Origin of the sequence: Nocardia stercoris (assembly GCF_003696265.1) — a bacterium.
GTDB lineage: Bacteria > Actinomycetota > Actinomycetes > Mycobacteriales > Mycobacteriaceae > Nocardia > Nocardia stercoris.
Window position 1 is genome coordinate 38098 of the sequence record NZ_RFFH01000027.1, and the last position, 13687, is coordinate 51784.

A 13687-nucleotide genomic window follows, 5' to 3' on the forward strand; every position below is an offset into this window, starting at 1 on the left:
TCTGAGATCATGAACACAGACAACGTCGTCCTCGACTCCGGCCCGGCCGCGCTGACGCCCGCCGAACTGCGCGCGGTGCTCGGCCATTTCGCCACCGGCGTCGCGGTGATCACCGCCCACGACGGGACGCGGCCGCTCGGCTTCACCTGTCAGTCGGTGGTGTCGGTGTCGCTCGACCCGCCGCTGGTGTCGTTCTGCCCGGCGAAGACGTCCACCAGCTGGCCGCTGCTGCGGGAAGCGGGCGCGCTGTGCATCAATATCCTGGCCGACCACCAGGGTGAACTGTGCCGTCAGTTCGCGGTGAGCGGGGCCGACAAGTTCGCCGGCGTGGACTGGCAGCTGGCCGCCAACGGCGCGCCGCTGCTGGCCGGGGCGCTGGCCCATATCGAGGCCACGGTCGAGTTCGAGCACGAGGCGGGCGACCACACCATCGTCCTGGCCCGGATCGGCGCGCTGCGCGCCACCGAGGGCGCGGCGCCGCTGCTGTTCTACAAGGGCGCCTTCGGCGGCTTCGCCGCCTGAGGCACCGACGACCGCGGGCGGGGTGGATATCGGATATCCACCCCGCCCGCGGTCGTTTTCTCGGCTGTGCTGTCACGCCACGATGACGTCGAACCCCTTGTAGTCGGCGGCCGCCACATCGGCGATGATTTGCCCGTACACGCCGAACCCGCCGCAGAACGGCATGAACACCCGCGGCTTGCCCTCGATGTTCGCACCGAGGTACCACGAATTCGCTTGGGTCATCAGCGTTCCCGCGGCCCGCTCACTGCATTCGGCCACCCAGTCGGCCACCGCCTCCGGCCGCGCCTCGAGCGCCGTCGCACCACCGGCATCGAGGTAGGCGATGGCGTCGGCCACCCAGTCGACATGCAGTTCCGAGTGCAGCACCATGTTGGCCAGCACCGACGGGCTACCGGGACCGGTGAGCGGGAACAGGTTCGGGAAGCCCGTGACACCCAGGCCCAGATAGGTTTTCGGGCCTTCCCGCCACGCCTCGTTGAGCGTGACCCCGTCGCGCCCGACGATGTTCATCCGCGCGACCGAACCGGTCATGGCGTCGAATCCCGTTGCCAGGACCAGAGTGTCGAGCGGGTAGTGGCGGGCGGTGGTGTGCACGCCCGTGGCGTCGATCCGGTCGATCGGCGCGGCCTTCAGGTCGACCAGTTCCACGTTGTCGCGGTTGTAGGTCTGGTAGTAGCCGGTGTCGGTACAGATGCGCTTGGTCCCGATCGGGTGGTCGCGTGGGATCAGCACCCGCGCCACCTCCGGATCGTCGATCACCGCGCGCACCTTCTCCTCCCAGAACAGCCGCGCGGTCTCGTTGGCGGCGGGATCGGAGAGCTGGTCGGGGAAGGTCTTGCTGAACAGCACCCCGCCCAGCTTCCAGCGCTCCTCGTAGGCCGCCCGCCGTTCCGCGTCGGACAGCTCCAGCGCGGACTTCTCGTGCGCCAGATGCGGTGAGCCACCGCCACTGTGCATCGACAGCCGGCGCCGCTGCGGGTAACCGGCCTTCTGCCGCCGCCGGGTCTCGTCGTCCAGCGCCGTATTACCCGCCGGCACACTGTAATTGGCGCTGCGCTGGAACACCGTGAGCCGCTCGGCCGCCGCGGCCAGATGCGGAATCGCCTGGATCCCGGAAGATCCCGTCCCAATCACGCCGACCCGCTGCCCGGCCAGGTCCACCCCGGCGTGCGGCCAGGTCGAAGTGTGCAGCACCTGCCCGGCGAACGACTCCAGCCCCGGGATCGCGGGGGTGTTCGCGTTCGACAGCGGGCCGGTCGCCAGCACCACGAACCGCGCCGACAACTCCAGTCCGGTGTCGGCGCGGACCGTCCAGCGCAGCGTCGGCACGTCGAGCTCGATATCGGTCACCCGGGTACCGAATTCGATGTCCCGGTACAGGTCGAACCGCTCGGCGACATGCTGGAGATAGGCCAGGATCTCCGGCTGCGCCGCGTACTTCTCGCTCCAGTTCCACTCCTGCTGCAGGTCGTCGTCGAAGGAGTACGAGTAGTCCACGCTCTCCACGTCGCAGCGCGCGCCGGGATAACGGTTCCAGTACCAGACACCACCCACGCCGGCCCCGGCCTCGAGCACCCGCACGGTGAGACCCTGAGAACGGAACTTGTGCAGGGCGTAGAGACCGGCGATGCCCGCACCGACGACGACCACGTCGAGCTCGGTGCCGGACAGTCGGGTCGACGTTGACGGCTCTCGGTTCACAATGCGCACCTTTCGATGGAGACCAGTTCCGCAGCACGCTAGGGACCCGCGCGCCCGCGCAGCAGACCGTCCTCCCGCTGACCGGCACATTCGTCGAATCGATACCCCTCCCGGTGACCGGGAGGAGCCGGGCTCCGCGCCCCCGCCCCGGGCTTAGCGTCGCCACCACACCGGTCTCGAGGAGGAGCTGCAGTGGTGGAGTGGAACGAGGAATGCGACGTCCTGGTCGCCGGATCGGGTGCCGGCCTGGCCGGCGCCTACACCGCGGCCCGGGAGGGACTGCGCGTGACGGTGGTCGAGGCGACCGACAAGTTCGGCGGCACCACCGCCTACTCGGGTGGCGGCGGCGTGTGGTTCCCGGTCAACCCGGTGCTGCGCCGCGCGGGCACCGACGACACGATCGAGGACGCGCTCACCTATTTCCACGCCGTGGTCGGCGACCGCACGCCGCGCGAGCTGCAGGACACCTATGTGACCCGCGGTGCCGGCCTGATCGAATACCTCGAGGCCGACGACCGCTTCGCCTTCGAAATGCTGCCCTGGCCGGACTATTTCGGCACCGCGCCCAAGGCGCGCCTGGACGGTCAGCGCCACGTCATGCCGACCCCGCTGCCCGCGTCCGTGCTCGGTGACCTGCGCACCTCGCTGCGCGGCCCGCTCGACACCGACCGGCTCGGCGCCCCCCTGCCCGACACGCTGATCGGCGGGCAGGCCCTGATCGGCCGGTTCCTGCACGCGCTGTCGTCCTACCCGCACGTCCAGCTCCGGCTGAACTCGCCGCTGGTGGAACTGGTCGTCGAGGACGGTGCCGTGACCGGCGCCATCGTGGAGCGCGACAATGAGCGGGTGGCGATCAAGGCCACGCGGGGTGTCCTGCTCGCCGCGGGTGGCTTCGAGAACAACGACGAGCTGCGCAAGCGGTACGGAGTACCCGGCGAGGCGCGCGATTCGATGGGCCCGGGTGGCAACACGGGTGCGGCACTGCTCGCGGGTATCGCGGCCGGCGCCGACACCGATCTGCTGGATCAGGCCTGGTGGTCGCCCGGTATGACCCACCCGGACGGGCGGTCGGCGTTCGCGCTGTGGTTCACCGGCGGCATTTTCGTCGACCAGGACGGCAACCGGTTCGTGAACGAATCCGGTCCCTACGACCGGCTGGGCCGCTCGATCATCGAACGGATCGAGGACGGCTCGCTCACCCTGCCGTTCTGGATGATCTACGACGACACCGAGGGTGTGGTGCCGCCGGTCAAGGCCAGCAACGTCAGCATGGTCGAGCCCGAGAAGTACGAGGCGGAAGGGCTGTGGCACACCGCCGCCACCCTCGAGGAGCTGGCCGAGAAGATCGGCGTACCCGCCGCGAACCTCGTCGCCACCGTCGATCGGTTCAACGCCATGGTCCCGACCGGCGTCGACCCCGACTTCGGGCGCGGCGACGAAGCCTACGACCGCGCGTTCTCCGGCGGTGAGCCGCCGCTGGTTCCGATCACGCGGGGCCCGTTCCACGCGGCCGCGTTCGGCATCTCCGACCTGGGCACCAAGGGCGGGCTGCGCACCGACACCGCAGCCCGGGTCCTGACTGCCGAAAATGCCGTCATCCCAGGCCTTTACGCCGCCGGCAACACCATGGCCGCGGTCAGCGGAACGGTCTATCCCGGCGGCGGCAACCCGATCGGCGCCTCCATGCTGTTCAGCCATCTCGCCGTGCTCGACATGCTCGGCAACTGATTAGAGGAATCACGAATATGCCTTCCCCCGAACAGATCCGCGCCACAGTGCACCGCTACCTCGAGCTCGTCGCCGAGGGCACCGCCGCCGAGATCGCCGCCCTCTACGCCGAGGACGCCACCGTCGAGGACCCGGTCGGTTCGCCGGTGCACCAGGGCCGCGCCGCGATCGAACAGTTCTACAGCGCGCTCGAGGCCGTGCAGAACAAGACCGAACTGTTCGCGCTGCGCATCGGCGGCGAGAACGAGGCCGCGTTCTCGTTCCGCGTCGTCACCGAGACCGGTGACCAGACCATCACCATCGACCCGATCGATGTCATGACCTTCGACGAGAACGCGCGGATCACCAGCATGCGCGCGTTCTGGTCGCCCGCCGACATCGCATTCGCGTAGGAGCCACAGATGTCCGAACAGAACTGGGACCACGAGGTCGACTTCCTCGTCGTCGGCAGCGGCGCGGGCGGCCTGACCGGCGCGCTGGCCGCCGCCGACCGCGGCGCCGACACCCTGATCATCGAGAAGGGCGCCTACTACGGCGGCAGCACCGCCCTGTCCGGTGGCGGCATCTGGGTGCCGAACAACCCGACCCTGCTGCGCGAGGGCCTGCGCGACGAACGCGCCGACGTCCGCCGCTACCTCGACGCCGTCGTCGGCGACCGGGTGCCCTCGGCCAACCTGGACGCGTTCATCGACGAGGGCCCGCGCATGCTGGAATTCCTCGAGACCAGCAGCAAGCACCTGCGATTCCAGTGGTGCACCGGCTATTCCGACTACCACCCGGAGGCGCCGGGCGGCCGCCCCGCGGGCCGGTCCATCGAACCGCTGCCGGTGAACCTGAAGGAACTCGGCGACGAGGAGGACAAGCTGCGGCCCGCCGCGCTGGCCACCCCGCCCGGCCTGTTCATCACCTCCAAGGACTTCGTCCAGCTCAACATGGTGATGCGCACCTGGAAGGCGCGCTGGACCGCGCTGGTCACCGGCATGCGTGCGGTGAAGGCGATCGCGCTGCGCCGACACATGGACACCCTGGGCCGCGCGCTCATCGCCCGGCTGCGGCTGGCCGCGCGCGACGCCGGTATCCCGCTGTGGCTGAACACCCCGATGCGCTCGCTGATCACCGACGAGCGGGGCGCGGTGATCGGTGTGGTCGCCGAACGCGACGGCCGTGAGATCCGGATCCGGGCCCGCGCCGGTGTCCTGCTCGCGACCGGTGGTTTCGAATACAACGACGCGATGCGCAAGCGGTACCTGCCCGCCGGCGCGCACGACAACTTCAGCGCCGCCTCCACCGACAACACCGGCGACGGCATCATCGCCGGCGAACAGGTCGGTGCCGCAGTCGATCTCATGGACGACGCGTGGTGGATGCCGTCGTTCCAGCGGCCCGAGGGAATCAACCAGGTTCTGGTGTCGGAGCGTTCGATCCCGCGCTCGATCATCGTGAACGCACGCGGTGAGCGGTTCACCAACGAGGCGTCGCCGTACGTGACCTTCGTGCACGCGCAGCTGGCCGGCGGCCACGACCCGGCGTGGATGCTGTTCGACGCGAAAGCCAAGAGCCGCTATCCGATCGGCGGTCTCGTGCCCGGTCAGAAGTTCCCCGCGACCTGGCTGGAGACCGGACTCGTCCGCACCGCCGACACCGTCGAGGGACTCGCCGCGGCGATCGGGGTGCCGGTGGCCACGCTCACCGCGACCGTGGACCGATACAACGCGTTCGCCCACGCCGGCCGCGACGACGACTTCGGTCGCGGCCGCAGCGCCTACGACAACTACTACGGCGACCCGACACTCGCCCAGCCCACGCTGGACGCGATCGACCACGGCCCGTTCTACGCGCTGCGGATCCGCATCGGCGACCTCGGCACCAAGGGCGGACTGGTCTACAACGAGCACGCCCAGGTGCTGCGCGGCGACGGCAGTGTCATCGACGGGCTCTACGCCACCGGCAACACGTCGGCGGCGGTCATGGGCAACGACTACGCGGGCGCGGGCGCCACCATCGGCCCCGCCATGGTGTTCGGCTACATCGGGGCCCGGCACGCCGCCGGAGCCCGCTGACGACAGGATTCGCGATGCGCGACATACAGTGCGGCACTTGCGGTACCGGCGTTCTGGTGGAGAAGTTCAGCCCGAGCCACACCAGTGTGCAGTGGCTGGGCGACGCCGAGCGGTCGTGCCCCGAGTTCGCCCGGCAGGCGGCACTCGGCGTGCCCAGCAGCTGGATCCCGACCTGTCCCGCGTTGCGCGACTCCATCGAGAACGCCGTGCGCGCAGGCGAATTGGCCACCGACGAACTGCGGCACGAACCGGTCCCGGGCCGGCTCGGCTGAGCACCCACCAGCAAGGAGTACAGATGAAACGACTCACCGACCATCGCAGCCTGGTCACCGGCGCGGCCTCGGGGATCGGGCGGGCCACCGTGCTGCGCCTGCTCGAGGAGGGCGCCGCCGTGGTCGCCGCCGACGTGGCGGCCGAGGGCCTCGCGAGCACCTACGCCGAGGCACAGTCCCGGGACCTGGCCGACCGCCTGGCCACCCTGACCATCGACATCGGCGCCGAACAGTCCGTCGTCGACGGGGTCGCGTCCGCGATCACGGCTCTGGGCGGCCTGGATTCGGTGGTGAACGCGGCCGGCATCCTGCGCGCCTCGCACACCGAGCAGACCTCGCTCGAGCTGTGGAACCTGATCATCAACGTCAACCTGACCGGCACCTTCCTGGTCGTCCGGGAGGCGCTGCCGGCCCTGCTCGCAAACCCGCGCTCCACCATCGTGAACTTCAGCTCCACGTCGGCGGCGTTCGCGCACCCGTACATGGGCGCTTACGCGGCGAGCAAGGGCGGCATCCAGTCCTTCACGCACGCACTGGCATTGGAGTTCGGCGGGAAGGGCCTGCGGGCGGTGAGCGTCGCGCCGGGCAGCATCAAGTCCGGAATCACCGACGCCACACCGGGTTACGTGCCGGCCGATGCGGACTGGGCGCTGTTCGCGAAGCTCTCCCCGGTCCTGCCCACCGACCTGGAGTCCGGTGGCGCGGGCATGGGCGACCCGAGCGCGGTGGCCGGGGTGATCGCGATGCTGGTGTCCGAGGACGGCGCGTTCATCACCGGCACCGAGATCCGCATCGACGGAGGGACCCACGCATGACCACGGACCTCAGCTACGAGGGCACGCTCCGCGAAATCCCCACCGACGCAGGCGTTCTGCGCTACCACGAGGCCGGTGACGGTCCCCCGCTGCTGCTCCTGCACGGTTCGGGTCCCGGTGTCACCGGCTGGCGCAACTTCCGCGGCAACCTCGGGCTGTTCGCCGAGCACTTCCGCTGTCTGGTCCTGGAATTCCCCGGTTTCGGGGTGAGCGACGACTTCGGCGGCCACCCGATGGTCACCGCCCTGGACGCGGTGGTCCGGTTCGTCGACGCGCTCGGCCTGGAACGGGTCGACATCGTCGGCAACTCGATGGGCGGCGGGGTCGCGCTCAATTACGCGATCGCCCACCCCGAGCGGGTCGGCAAGATCGTCACCATCGGCGGTATCGGCAAGAACATCTTCAGCCCCGGCCCCGGTGAGGGCATCAAGTTGCTGCAGGAGTTCACCGAGAACCCCACCCGGGAACGGCTGATCGAGTGGCTGCACTCGATGGTCTTCGATCCCGCGCTGGTCACCACGGAACTCATCGAGGAACGCTGGACCCAGGCCACCGACCCGGCCACCCTGGACAGCGCCCGCCGCATGTACAGCAAGGCCGCCTTCGCCATGATGGTGAAAGCCATGGAAGCCTCCGACGCCCCGCCCCCGTGGGCCATGCTGCACAAGGTCAAGGCCCCCACGCTGGTCACCTGGGGCCGCGACGACCGGGTGTCCCCGCTCGACATGGCCCTGATCCCCATGCGCACCATCCCGCGCGCCGAACTCCACGTGTTCCCCAACTGTGGACACTGGGCGATGATCGAACAGAAGGCCGCCTTCGAGTCGGCCGTCCTGGCGTTCCTGACCCGCACCGCCTGATCCGGCAACGAAGCGCCGTGCGGTCCCGAAAGACCGCACGGCGCTTCACCGTTCACACCCCCGGTCCGAGGCCTGCCCAGTGCGTGGGTACCTGCCCGATCCGGGGCAAGCCAGGTACCCACCCGATCCGGATCGCTAGCCCGATCCGGACAGCAAGAGCGCCGCACGGTCCGAACAACCGTGCGGCGCTTCCTGGTTCAGCCGCCGCTGCGCGAACTCGTTACGCTGAGGCCGATTCGAGTTCGAGGGGAATGACGGTGGGCGACGACAGCGGCGGTGTCGACTGGTGTGCCGTCTGGGGCGCCGACCTGCCGGTGCCCGAAAACAACTCGCCGATGCCGCAGACTGCGATCAGCGTTGAGCCACAGCCTGTTCCGCCATCACCGGATCCACAACCGACGTTCCGGCAGCAGCCGCCCATCCGGCAGCATTTCACCCGGAACAAGCGGTTGATGCTGATCAGCTCGGGGGTCCTGCTGGTTCTCGCGTTGCTGACGGTAGTCGGTGTGGTTACCCGGTCCGATTGGGACAGCCGGGCCAGGGTCCCCGCACCGGGGTACGGGACCTGCGACAAGCTGGGTCCACTCCTGCCCGCGAAAGCACGTGGGCTGCAATTGGATACCAGTCTTTTCGGCGACCGTGGCCAGCAGTGCGTGTGGTCGGCAAAAGATCCCGCCGTCATCTCGACGTGGCTACTCACGGTGAGCATCAGTGTGGAAGCCGACCCGCCCGCCGCACATACGAGGTTCGACCTGTGGCGGGCAGCGTTGGAGAACCCCTCGTGGTACGACATCCGCACCGCGCCGCTGCCGAATGTCGGCGACCAGGCGGTGGCCGGCCCGATTCCGAACGCGAACTATATCTTCGGGGCGAAGGCAGGCGAGCCGATGAAGCGGGTCGACCTCCACAGCTATACGCAACCGGGCGTGGCGACCCTGGTCCGAGCCCGCAATGCGGTGATCGAGGTTCGGTGGGTAGGCGCTGATTATCCGCCCGGTACCCGAGCCGACTACCGCGACCACGTCCCGGGTACCCCGCTTCCGCTGGCGCAGGCCGAGAGCGAGGCGGTCGCGTTGACCGAGGACATCATTCAGCTTCTCGGCGACTGACCGGTCCTGAGCTCATCCGTCCATCGAAAGCACCAGGTTGGAACTGCACTTCGGGCAGCTCTCAGTCCCGCAGGAACTCCCCACGGCGTGCCGGGGCAACAGAACCCACACGTTCACGCATTCGATTCGATAGTAACGGCTGGTCGACATCGGTTACGCAATCGATTCGAGCCGTGGGTCGGCACCTTTGCCCGATCCGGACAGCCAAGCGCCGCATGACCCCGAAAGATCGTGCGGCGCTTCAGCGTTCACCTAGACCTGGGTGCTGCCCGCGTCCACCGGCAGCGTCACCGCAGTGATGTAGCGTGCCTCGTCCGAGGCCAGGAACAGGGTCGCGTTCGCCACGTCGACCGGGTCGATCCACGGGATCGGGAGCATGTTCATCTTCGCGGCCGCCTCCGCGAAGTCCTCGCGGGTCGGGTTCTCCAGGTCGGGCCGGAACTTCTTGCGCACCGCGGGATTCTGGATCATCGGGGTGTCCACCGTGGTCGGGTGCACCGAGTTGACCCGTACGTGGTGGGGCGCCAATTCCTTTGCCATCGAACGCATCAGGCCGACCAGACCGTGCTTTGCGGAGGTGTAGTGCGCCACGCCGACCAGGCCGCGCAGGCCCGCGATCGAGCTGGTGAGGATCACCGAGCCGGCGCCCCGCTCGATGAGGTGCGGCGCGGTCGCCTTGCAGGTCTGCCAGACACCGGTGAGGTTGACGTCCAGCATGTCGCCCCACTGCTTCTCGGTCAGTTCCAGCGCGGGGGCGCTGGAACTGATACCCGCTGAGGCACAGACGATGTCGAGGCCACCGAGCTCGGCGGACAGTTCGTCGGTGGCGGCCCGCAGCGCGTCGCCGTCGCGCACGTCGACCACCGCGGTGCGGATCCGCGCCCCGGTCGCCTGCACCGCGGCCACGACCGGTGCGAAATCGTCGGGGGTGGCGTGCCCGCTGACCACCGTCTCCACCGGCCCGCACAGGTCGAGGGCGATGATGTCGGCCCCTTCCTCGGCCAGCCGCACGGCCTGCGCCGCGCCGATCCCGCGTGCCGCGCCGGTGATCAGCGCGACCTTGCCCGAAACCCGTCCCATGTCACACCTTCTGAGTCAGTCCGGCATCCACCACGAGCTGGGTTCCCGTCACGTAACGGGACTCGTCGGATGCGAGAAACAGCACGGCATTGCTGACGTCGACCGGTTCCACCCACGGCACCGGCAGGATGTTCTTGCTCGCCAGCACCTGCGCCGCGTCCTGTTCGGTCGGGGCGTCGAGGTCGGGCCGCAGCTTCGCGTACACCGTGTCGTTGAGGATCATGGGTGTCGCCACCGACCCGGGATGCACGGTGTTGACCCGGATCCCGCGCGGCCCCAGCTCGTTGGCGAGGGTGCGCGCGAGCCCGACCACCGCGTGCTTGCTCGCCGAATAGTGCGCGGTGTTCGCGCCACCCTTGAGCCCGCTGGTGGAGCTGACGATGACGATCGACCCGCCGTCGGCCAGCGCACCCGCCCCGGCCCGCACGGTGTGCCACACCCCGGTCAGATTGATGTCGAGGGTGCGCCGCCAGGCCGCCTCGGACAGCTCCCACGACGGCGCCAGATCGGCGTAGATCCCCGCGTTGGCGACCAGCACATCGAGCCGCCCCAACTCCCGCACCCCCTCGGCAACCGCCACATCCAGCGACGCCTGATCGCGCACATCGGCGTACCCGACCACACAGCTGCGCCGCACGGCCTGCACCTCCCGCGCGGTCTCGGCGAGTTCCTCGGCCGCCGCGGGCAGGTCGAGCGCGATGATGTCGGCGCCCTCCTCGGCGAGCCGGCGGCAGTGGGCCCGCCCCATCCCCCGCGCCGCGCCGGTCACCAGCGCGACTCTGTCCTGCATGCGGTTCATCGGGCGCCCCCGGGAATCTGTCCGGTCATGAGGGGCGACGTTAGGGCCGCGCGCGCCGGTCGATCCGCCGTCCTCCCGGTCAGCGGGCAGTCCATAACGACGTCCCGGTTGCCGGGATCGCCTGCCACCGAACGCGGCTGCCGGTTACCCAGGTCAGCCGAGGACGAGCCGGTCAGCCGGGTCGCACCTCGGCGCGGCTGCCGTGATCGACGCTGTCGACGGCCCGCTGCGCCCGCGCGGATGAGCCACTACCCGGATCTCCAGCGCACCGGAGGGCGAGCACACTCCCGGTCAGCCGGTTCGCACTATCAGCTCGACTGTCGCGATCGAGGGTGTCAACGAACCGCCTGTACCCACGCGATGAGCCACTACCCGGATCTCCAGCGCACCAGCCGGCACGGGCACACGATCGGCCACCGAGATCACCGGGCCGACCGCGCGCGAGCTGTAGCCGCCGCGGCGCGCGGAGCCCAACCCTCTCCCGGTCAGCGGGCGGTGCGCGGCAGCCTCCCGGCTACCGGGATCGCCTGGTCGCGGATCCGCGCGGAACTGTCACCGTTGTCCACGCTCGCCGGATCGTGACCGAAGGAGGACGACATGTCGAACGCGATCGTGGACGCACCCACGCGGGTGACGACGCTGCGCGTATCGGCGGTGATCGAAGAGACGGCCGACGCGCGGTCGCTGGTCTTCGAGGTGCCGGCCGAGGCCGCCGCCCGCTTCGCGTACCGGCCCGGCCAGTTCCTCACGCTGCGTATCCCGAGCGAACGGCCCGAGACGGTGGCGCGCTGCTATTCGCTGTCCAGTTCGCCGTTCATCGATCCCGCGCCGAAGGTGACGGTGAAGCGCACTGTCGACGGCTACGGCTCGAACTGGTTGTGCGACAACATCTCTGTCGGCGACACCGTTGACGTACTGCCACCCGTGGGCACCTTCACCCCCGCCTCCCTCGACGTCGACCTGCTGCTGTGGGCGGGTGGCAGCGGTATCACCCCTGTGATGTCGATCCTGATCTCCGCCCTCACCGCGGGCACCCGGAAGGTCGTGCTGTTCTACGCCAACCGCGACGCCGAGTCGGTGATCTTCGCCGACCAGCTGCGGGTACTCGCCGCGGAGCATCCCTGCCGGCTCACCGTCGTGCACCAGCTCGAGTCGCAGCAGGGCCTGCCGACCGCCGACCGGCTGACCGACTTCGCGCGCCGCTACCCCGGCTACGAGTCGTTCATCTGCGGCCCGGCGCCGTACATGGCCGCCGTGACCGCCGCCCTCGCCGCGGCCGGCGTGCCGCGCGAGCGGGTGCACACCGAGGTGTTCACCTCGCTGTCCGGTGACCCGTTCGCCGAGCCGGTCGAGGTCGCGGACACCGAACTCGCCGACGCCGCCCAGGTGGATGTGGAACTCGACGGCACTGTGCACGCGCTGAGCTGGCCGCGCGGTCGCACCCTGGTCGACGTCATGCTGGCGCACGGTCTCGACGTCCCCTATTCGTGCCGGGCGGGCGAATGTGGTTCGTGCGCTTGCACTGTCGTCGACGGCGCGGTCGACATGCCGCCCGGCGGCGTTCTCGATCAGGACGACATCGACGCGGGTTACACCCTGGCCTGCCAGGCCCGCCCACGCACCGACACCGTCCGTATCCGCTTTTGAGCGCCAGGAAACCGCTTGCTGCGCAACGAAACACGTTCCCGCGGGACCGGTCGCCCTCGCACCCGCCGCAGCTGCCGTCGAGCGCGGGAATCATCAGAAAGGAAACCGCGTGCTGAGCAACGAGGTTCGTCACCAGCTGGCCGCTGAACTGGCCGCCGCCGAACGGGACCGGGTGCCCCTCACCCCGCTGGTGGACCGCCATCCCGGCATCGATGTGGTCGACGCCTACGAGATCCAGCTGGTCAATATTCGCGGGCGATTGGATGCGGGTGCGAAGGTCGTGGGCCACAAGGTCGGGCTGTCATCCAAGGCTATGCAGCAGATGATGGGCGTCGACGAACCGGACTACGGCCACCTGCTCGCCGACATGCAGGTCTTCGAGGACGTGCCGGTAGAGACTGCGAAGTACCTGTTCCCGCGGGTCGAGGTCGAGGTCGGTTTCGTCCTGGGCAAGGACCTGCCCGGCGCGGACTGCACCGAGGAAGACGTCCTGGACGCGACGATCGCCTACGCGCCGTCGATCGAGCTGATCGACACCCGGATCAAGAACTGGCAGATCGGGTTGTGCGACACCATCGCCGACAACGCGTCGTCCGCCGGCTGGGTGCTGGGCAAGGAGCGCGTGGCACCGGCCGACCTGGACATCAAGGCGATCGACGCCGTGCTCACCCGCAACGGCGAGGTGGTGGCCGAGGGGCGCAGCGACGCCGTCCTGGGCGACCCGACCATCGGGGTGGCCTGGCTGGCCCGCAAGGTCGCCTCCTTCGGTGTCCGGCTGAAGGCAGGCGACATCGTGCTCCCCGGGTCGTGCACCCGCGCGATCGACGTCCGTCCGGGCGATGAGTTCCACGCCGAGTTCGCCGGACTCGGTTCTGTCCGTTTGCAATTCGACCGGCCGTAGCGCCGCGGTCACCACATCCCAGAGACTCAGGAGAATTTTGTGACTGCCAACCGAAAGGTCACTGCCGCGATTGTCGGCTCCGGCAATATCTCGACGGATCTGCTGTACAAGCTGCTCCGCTCGGAGAAGATCGAACCGCGGTGGATGGTCGGGATCGACCCCGACAGTGAAGGTTTGAAGCGCGCGCGGG

At 69.2% G+C, this 13687-nt stretch carries 13 protein-coding genes and 1 pseudogene; 11 read left to right on the forward strand and 3 right to left on the reverse strand.

The genetic code is table 11. The annotated features are described in order from the left end of the window. Positions 1–9: 9 nt before the first annotated feature. Entirely contained in the window at positions 10–522 is a 513-nt protein-coding gene (locus tag EBN03_RS32115; protein ID WP_122191933.1) for a flavin reductase family protein, read from the forward strand. Positions 523–594: 72 nt separating this feature from the next. Here EBN03_RS32115 and EBN03_RS32120 read toward each other — a convergent pair whose 3' ends face one another. Next, entirely contained in the window at positions 595–2226 is a 1632-nt protein-coding gene (locus tag EBN03_RS32120; RefSeq protein WP_233608785.1) for a flavin-containing monooxygenase, read from the reverse strand. Positions 2227–2418: 192 nt separating this feature from the next. Between EBN03_RS32120 and EBN03_RS32125 the strand changes: the two genes are divergently transcribed. The 7 genes from EBN03_RS32125 to EBN03_RS32155 all read left to right on the forward strand — a co-directional run bounded on the left by EBN03_RS32125 (position 2419) and on the right by EBN03_RS32155 (position 9070). Then, positions 2419–3954 carry an FAD-binding protein gene (locus tag EBN03_RS32125; RefSeq protein WP_122191935.1) on the forward strand — a complete coding sequence of 512 codons (1536 nt, stop codon included), beginning with the start codon at positions 2419–2421 and terminating at the stop codon, positions 3952–3954. Positions 3955–3971: 17 nt separating this feature from the next. After that, positions 3972–4346, forward strand: coding sequence for a nuclear transport factor 2 family protein (locus tag EBN03_RS32130; protein WP_122191936.1), 375 nt, complete (start codon positions 3972–3974; stop codon positions 4344–4346). Between the two features lie 9 nt (positions 4347–4355). Then, on the forward strand, positions 4356–6014 hold the full coding sequence (locus tag EBN03_RS32135) for an FAD-binding protein (RefSeq protein WP_122191937.1): 1659 nt from the start codon (positions 4356–4358) through the stop codon (positions 6012–6014). Positions 6015–6028: 14 nt separating this feature from the next. Continuing rightward, on the forward strand, positions 6029–6286 hold the full coding sequence (locus EBN03_RS32140; RefSeq protein WP_122191938.1) for a hypothetical protein: 258 nt from the start codon (positions 6029–6031) through the stop codon (positions 6284–6286). 23 nt (positions 6287–6309) lie between these two features. Next, positions 6310–7101: an SDR family NAD(P)-dependent oxidoreductase gene (locus EBN03_RS32145; RefSeq protein WP_122191939.1), complete on the forward strand. Its 792-nt coding sequence runs from the start codon at positions 6310–6312 to the stop codon at positions 7099–7101. Next, a complete protein-coding gene (locus tag EBN03_RS32150; RefSeq protein WP_122191940.1) occupies positions 7098–7961 on the forward strand; it encodes an alpha/beta fold hydrolase in 864 nt (287 codons plus the stop codon). Before EBN03_RS32145 ends, EBN03_RS32150 begins: the two co-directional genes overlap by 4 nt. 257 nt (positions 7962–8218) lie before the next feature. Continuing rightward, a complete protein-coding gene (locus tag EBN03_RS32155; protein ID WP_147471784.1) occupies positions 8219–9070 on the forward strand; it encodes a hypothetical protein in 852 nt (283 codons plus the stop codon). A gap of 252 nt (positions 9071–9322) precedes the next feature. Here the strand turns inward: EBN03_RS32155 and EBN03_RS32160 are convergent, their stop codons facing one another. Both EBN03_RS32160 and EBN03_RS32165 read right to left on the reverse strand, forming a co-directional pair. Beyond that, positions 9323–10150 carry a mycofactocin-coupled SDR family oxidoreductase gene (locus EBN03_RS32160; RefSeq protein WP_122191942.1) on the reverse strand — a complete coding sequence of 276 codons (828 nt, stop codon included), beginning with the start codon at positions 10148–10150 and terminating at the stop codon, positions 9323–9325. A 1-nt stretch (position 10151) separates the two neighbouring features. Beyond that, positions 10152–10949: a mycofactocin-coupled SDR family oxidoreductase gene (locus EBN03_RS32165; RefSeq protein ID WP_122191943.1), complete on the reverse strand. Its 798-nt coding sequence runs from the start codon at positions 10947–10949 to the stop codon at positions 10152–10154. Positions 10950–11546: 597 nt separating this feature from the next. On the opposite strand from EBN03_RS32165, the gene EBN03_RS32175 reads away from it, so the two are divergent. The 3 genes and pseudogenes from EBN03_RS32175 to EBN03_RS32185 form a co-directional block, all read left to right on the forward strand. Further along, positions 11547–12596, forward strand: coding sequence for a ferredoxin--NADP reductase (locus EBN03_RS32175; RefSeq protein ID WP_122191945.1), 1050 nt, complete (start codon positions 11547–11549; stop codon positions 12594–12596). Positions 12597–12705: 109 nt separating this feature from the next. Continuing rightward, on the forward strand, positions 12706–13497 hold the full coding sequence (locus tag EBN03_RS32180) for a 2-keto-4-pentenoate hydratase (RefSeq protein WP_122191946.1): 792 nt from the start codon (positions 12706–12708) through the stop codon (positions 13495–13497). Between the two features lie 39 nt (positions 13498–13536). Continuing rightward, positions 13537–13687 (forward strand): annotated as a pseudogene (locus tag EBN03_RS32185) (acetaldehyde dehydrogenase (acetylating)); the annotation flags it as partial.

Coding starts and splice junctions, on each gene's coding strand:
- EBN03_RS32145 (WP_122191939.1), top strand. CDS start 6,310: ATGAAACGACTCACCGACCATCGCAGCCTGGTCACCGGCGCGGCCTCG.
- EBN03_RS32140 (WP_122191938.1), top strand. CDS start 6,029: ATGCGCGACATACAGTGCGGCACTTGCGGTACCGGCGTTCTGGTGGAG.
- EBN03_RS32115 (WP_122191933.1), top strand. CDS start 10: ATGAACACAGACAACGTCGTCCTCGACTCCGGCCCGGCCGCGCTGACG.
- EBN03_RS32175 (WP_122191945.1), top strand. CDS start 11,547: ATGTCGAACGCGATCGTGGACGCACCCACGCGGGTGACGACGCTGCGC.
- EBN03_RS32160 (WP_122191942.1), bottom strand. CDS start 10,150: ATGGGACGGGTTTCGGGCAAGGTCGCGCTGATCACCGGCGCGGCACGC.
- EBN03_RS32130 (WP_122191936.1), top strand. CDS start 3,972: ATGCCTTCCCCCGAACAGATCCGCGCCACAGTGCACCGCTACCTCGAG.
- EBN03_RS32165 (WP_122191943.1), bottom strand. CDS start 10,949: ATGAACCGCATGCAGGACAGAGTCGCGCTGGTGACCGGCGCGGCGCGG.
- EBN03_RS32150 (WP_122191940.1), top strand. CDS start 7,098: ATGACCACGGACCTCAGCTACGAGGGCACGCTCCGCGAAATCCCCACC.
- EBN03_RS32135 (WP_122191937.1), top strand. CDS start 4,356: ATGTCCGAACAGAACTGGGACCACGAGGTCGACTTCCTCGTCGTCGGC.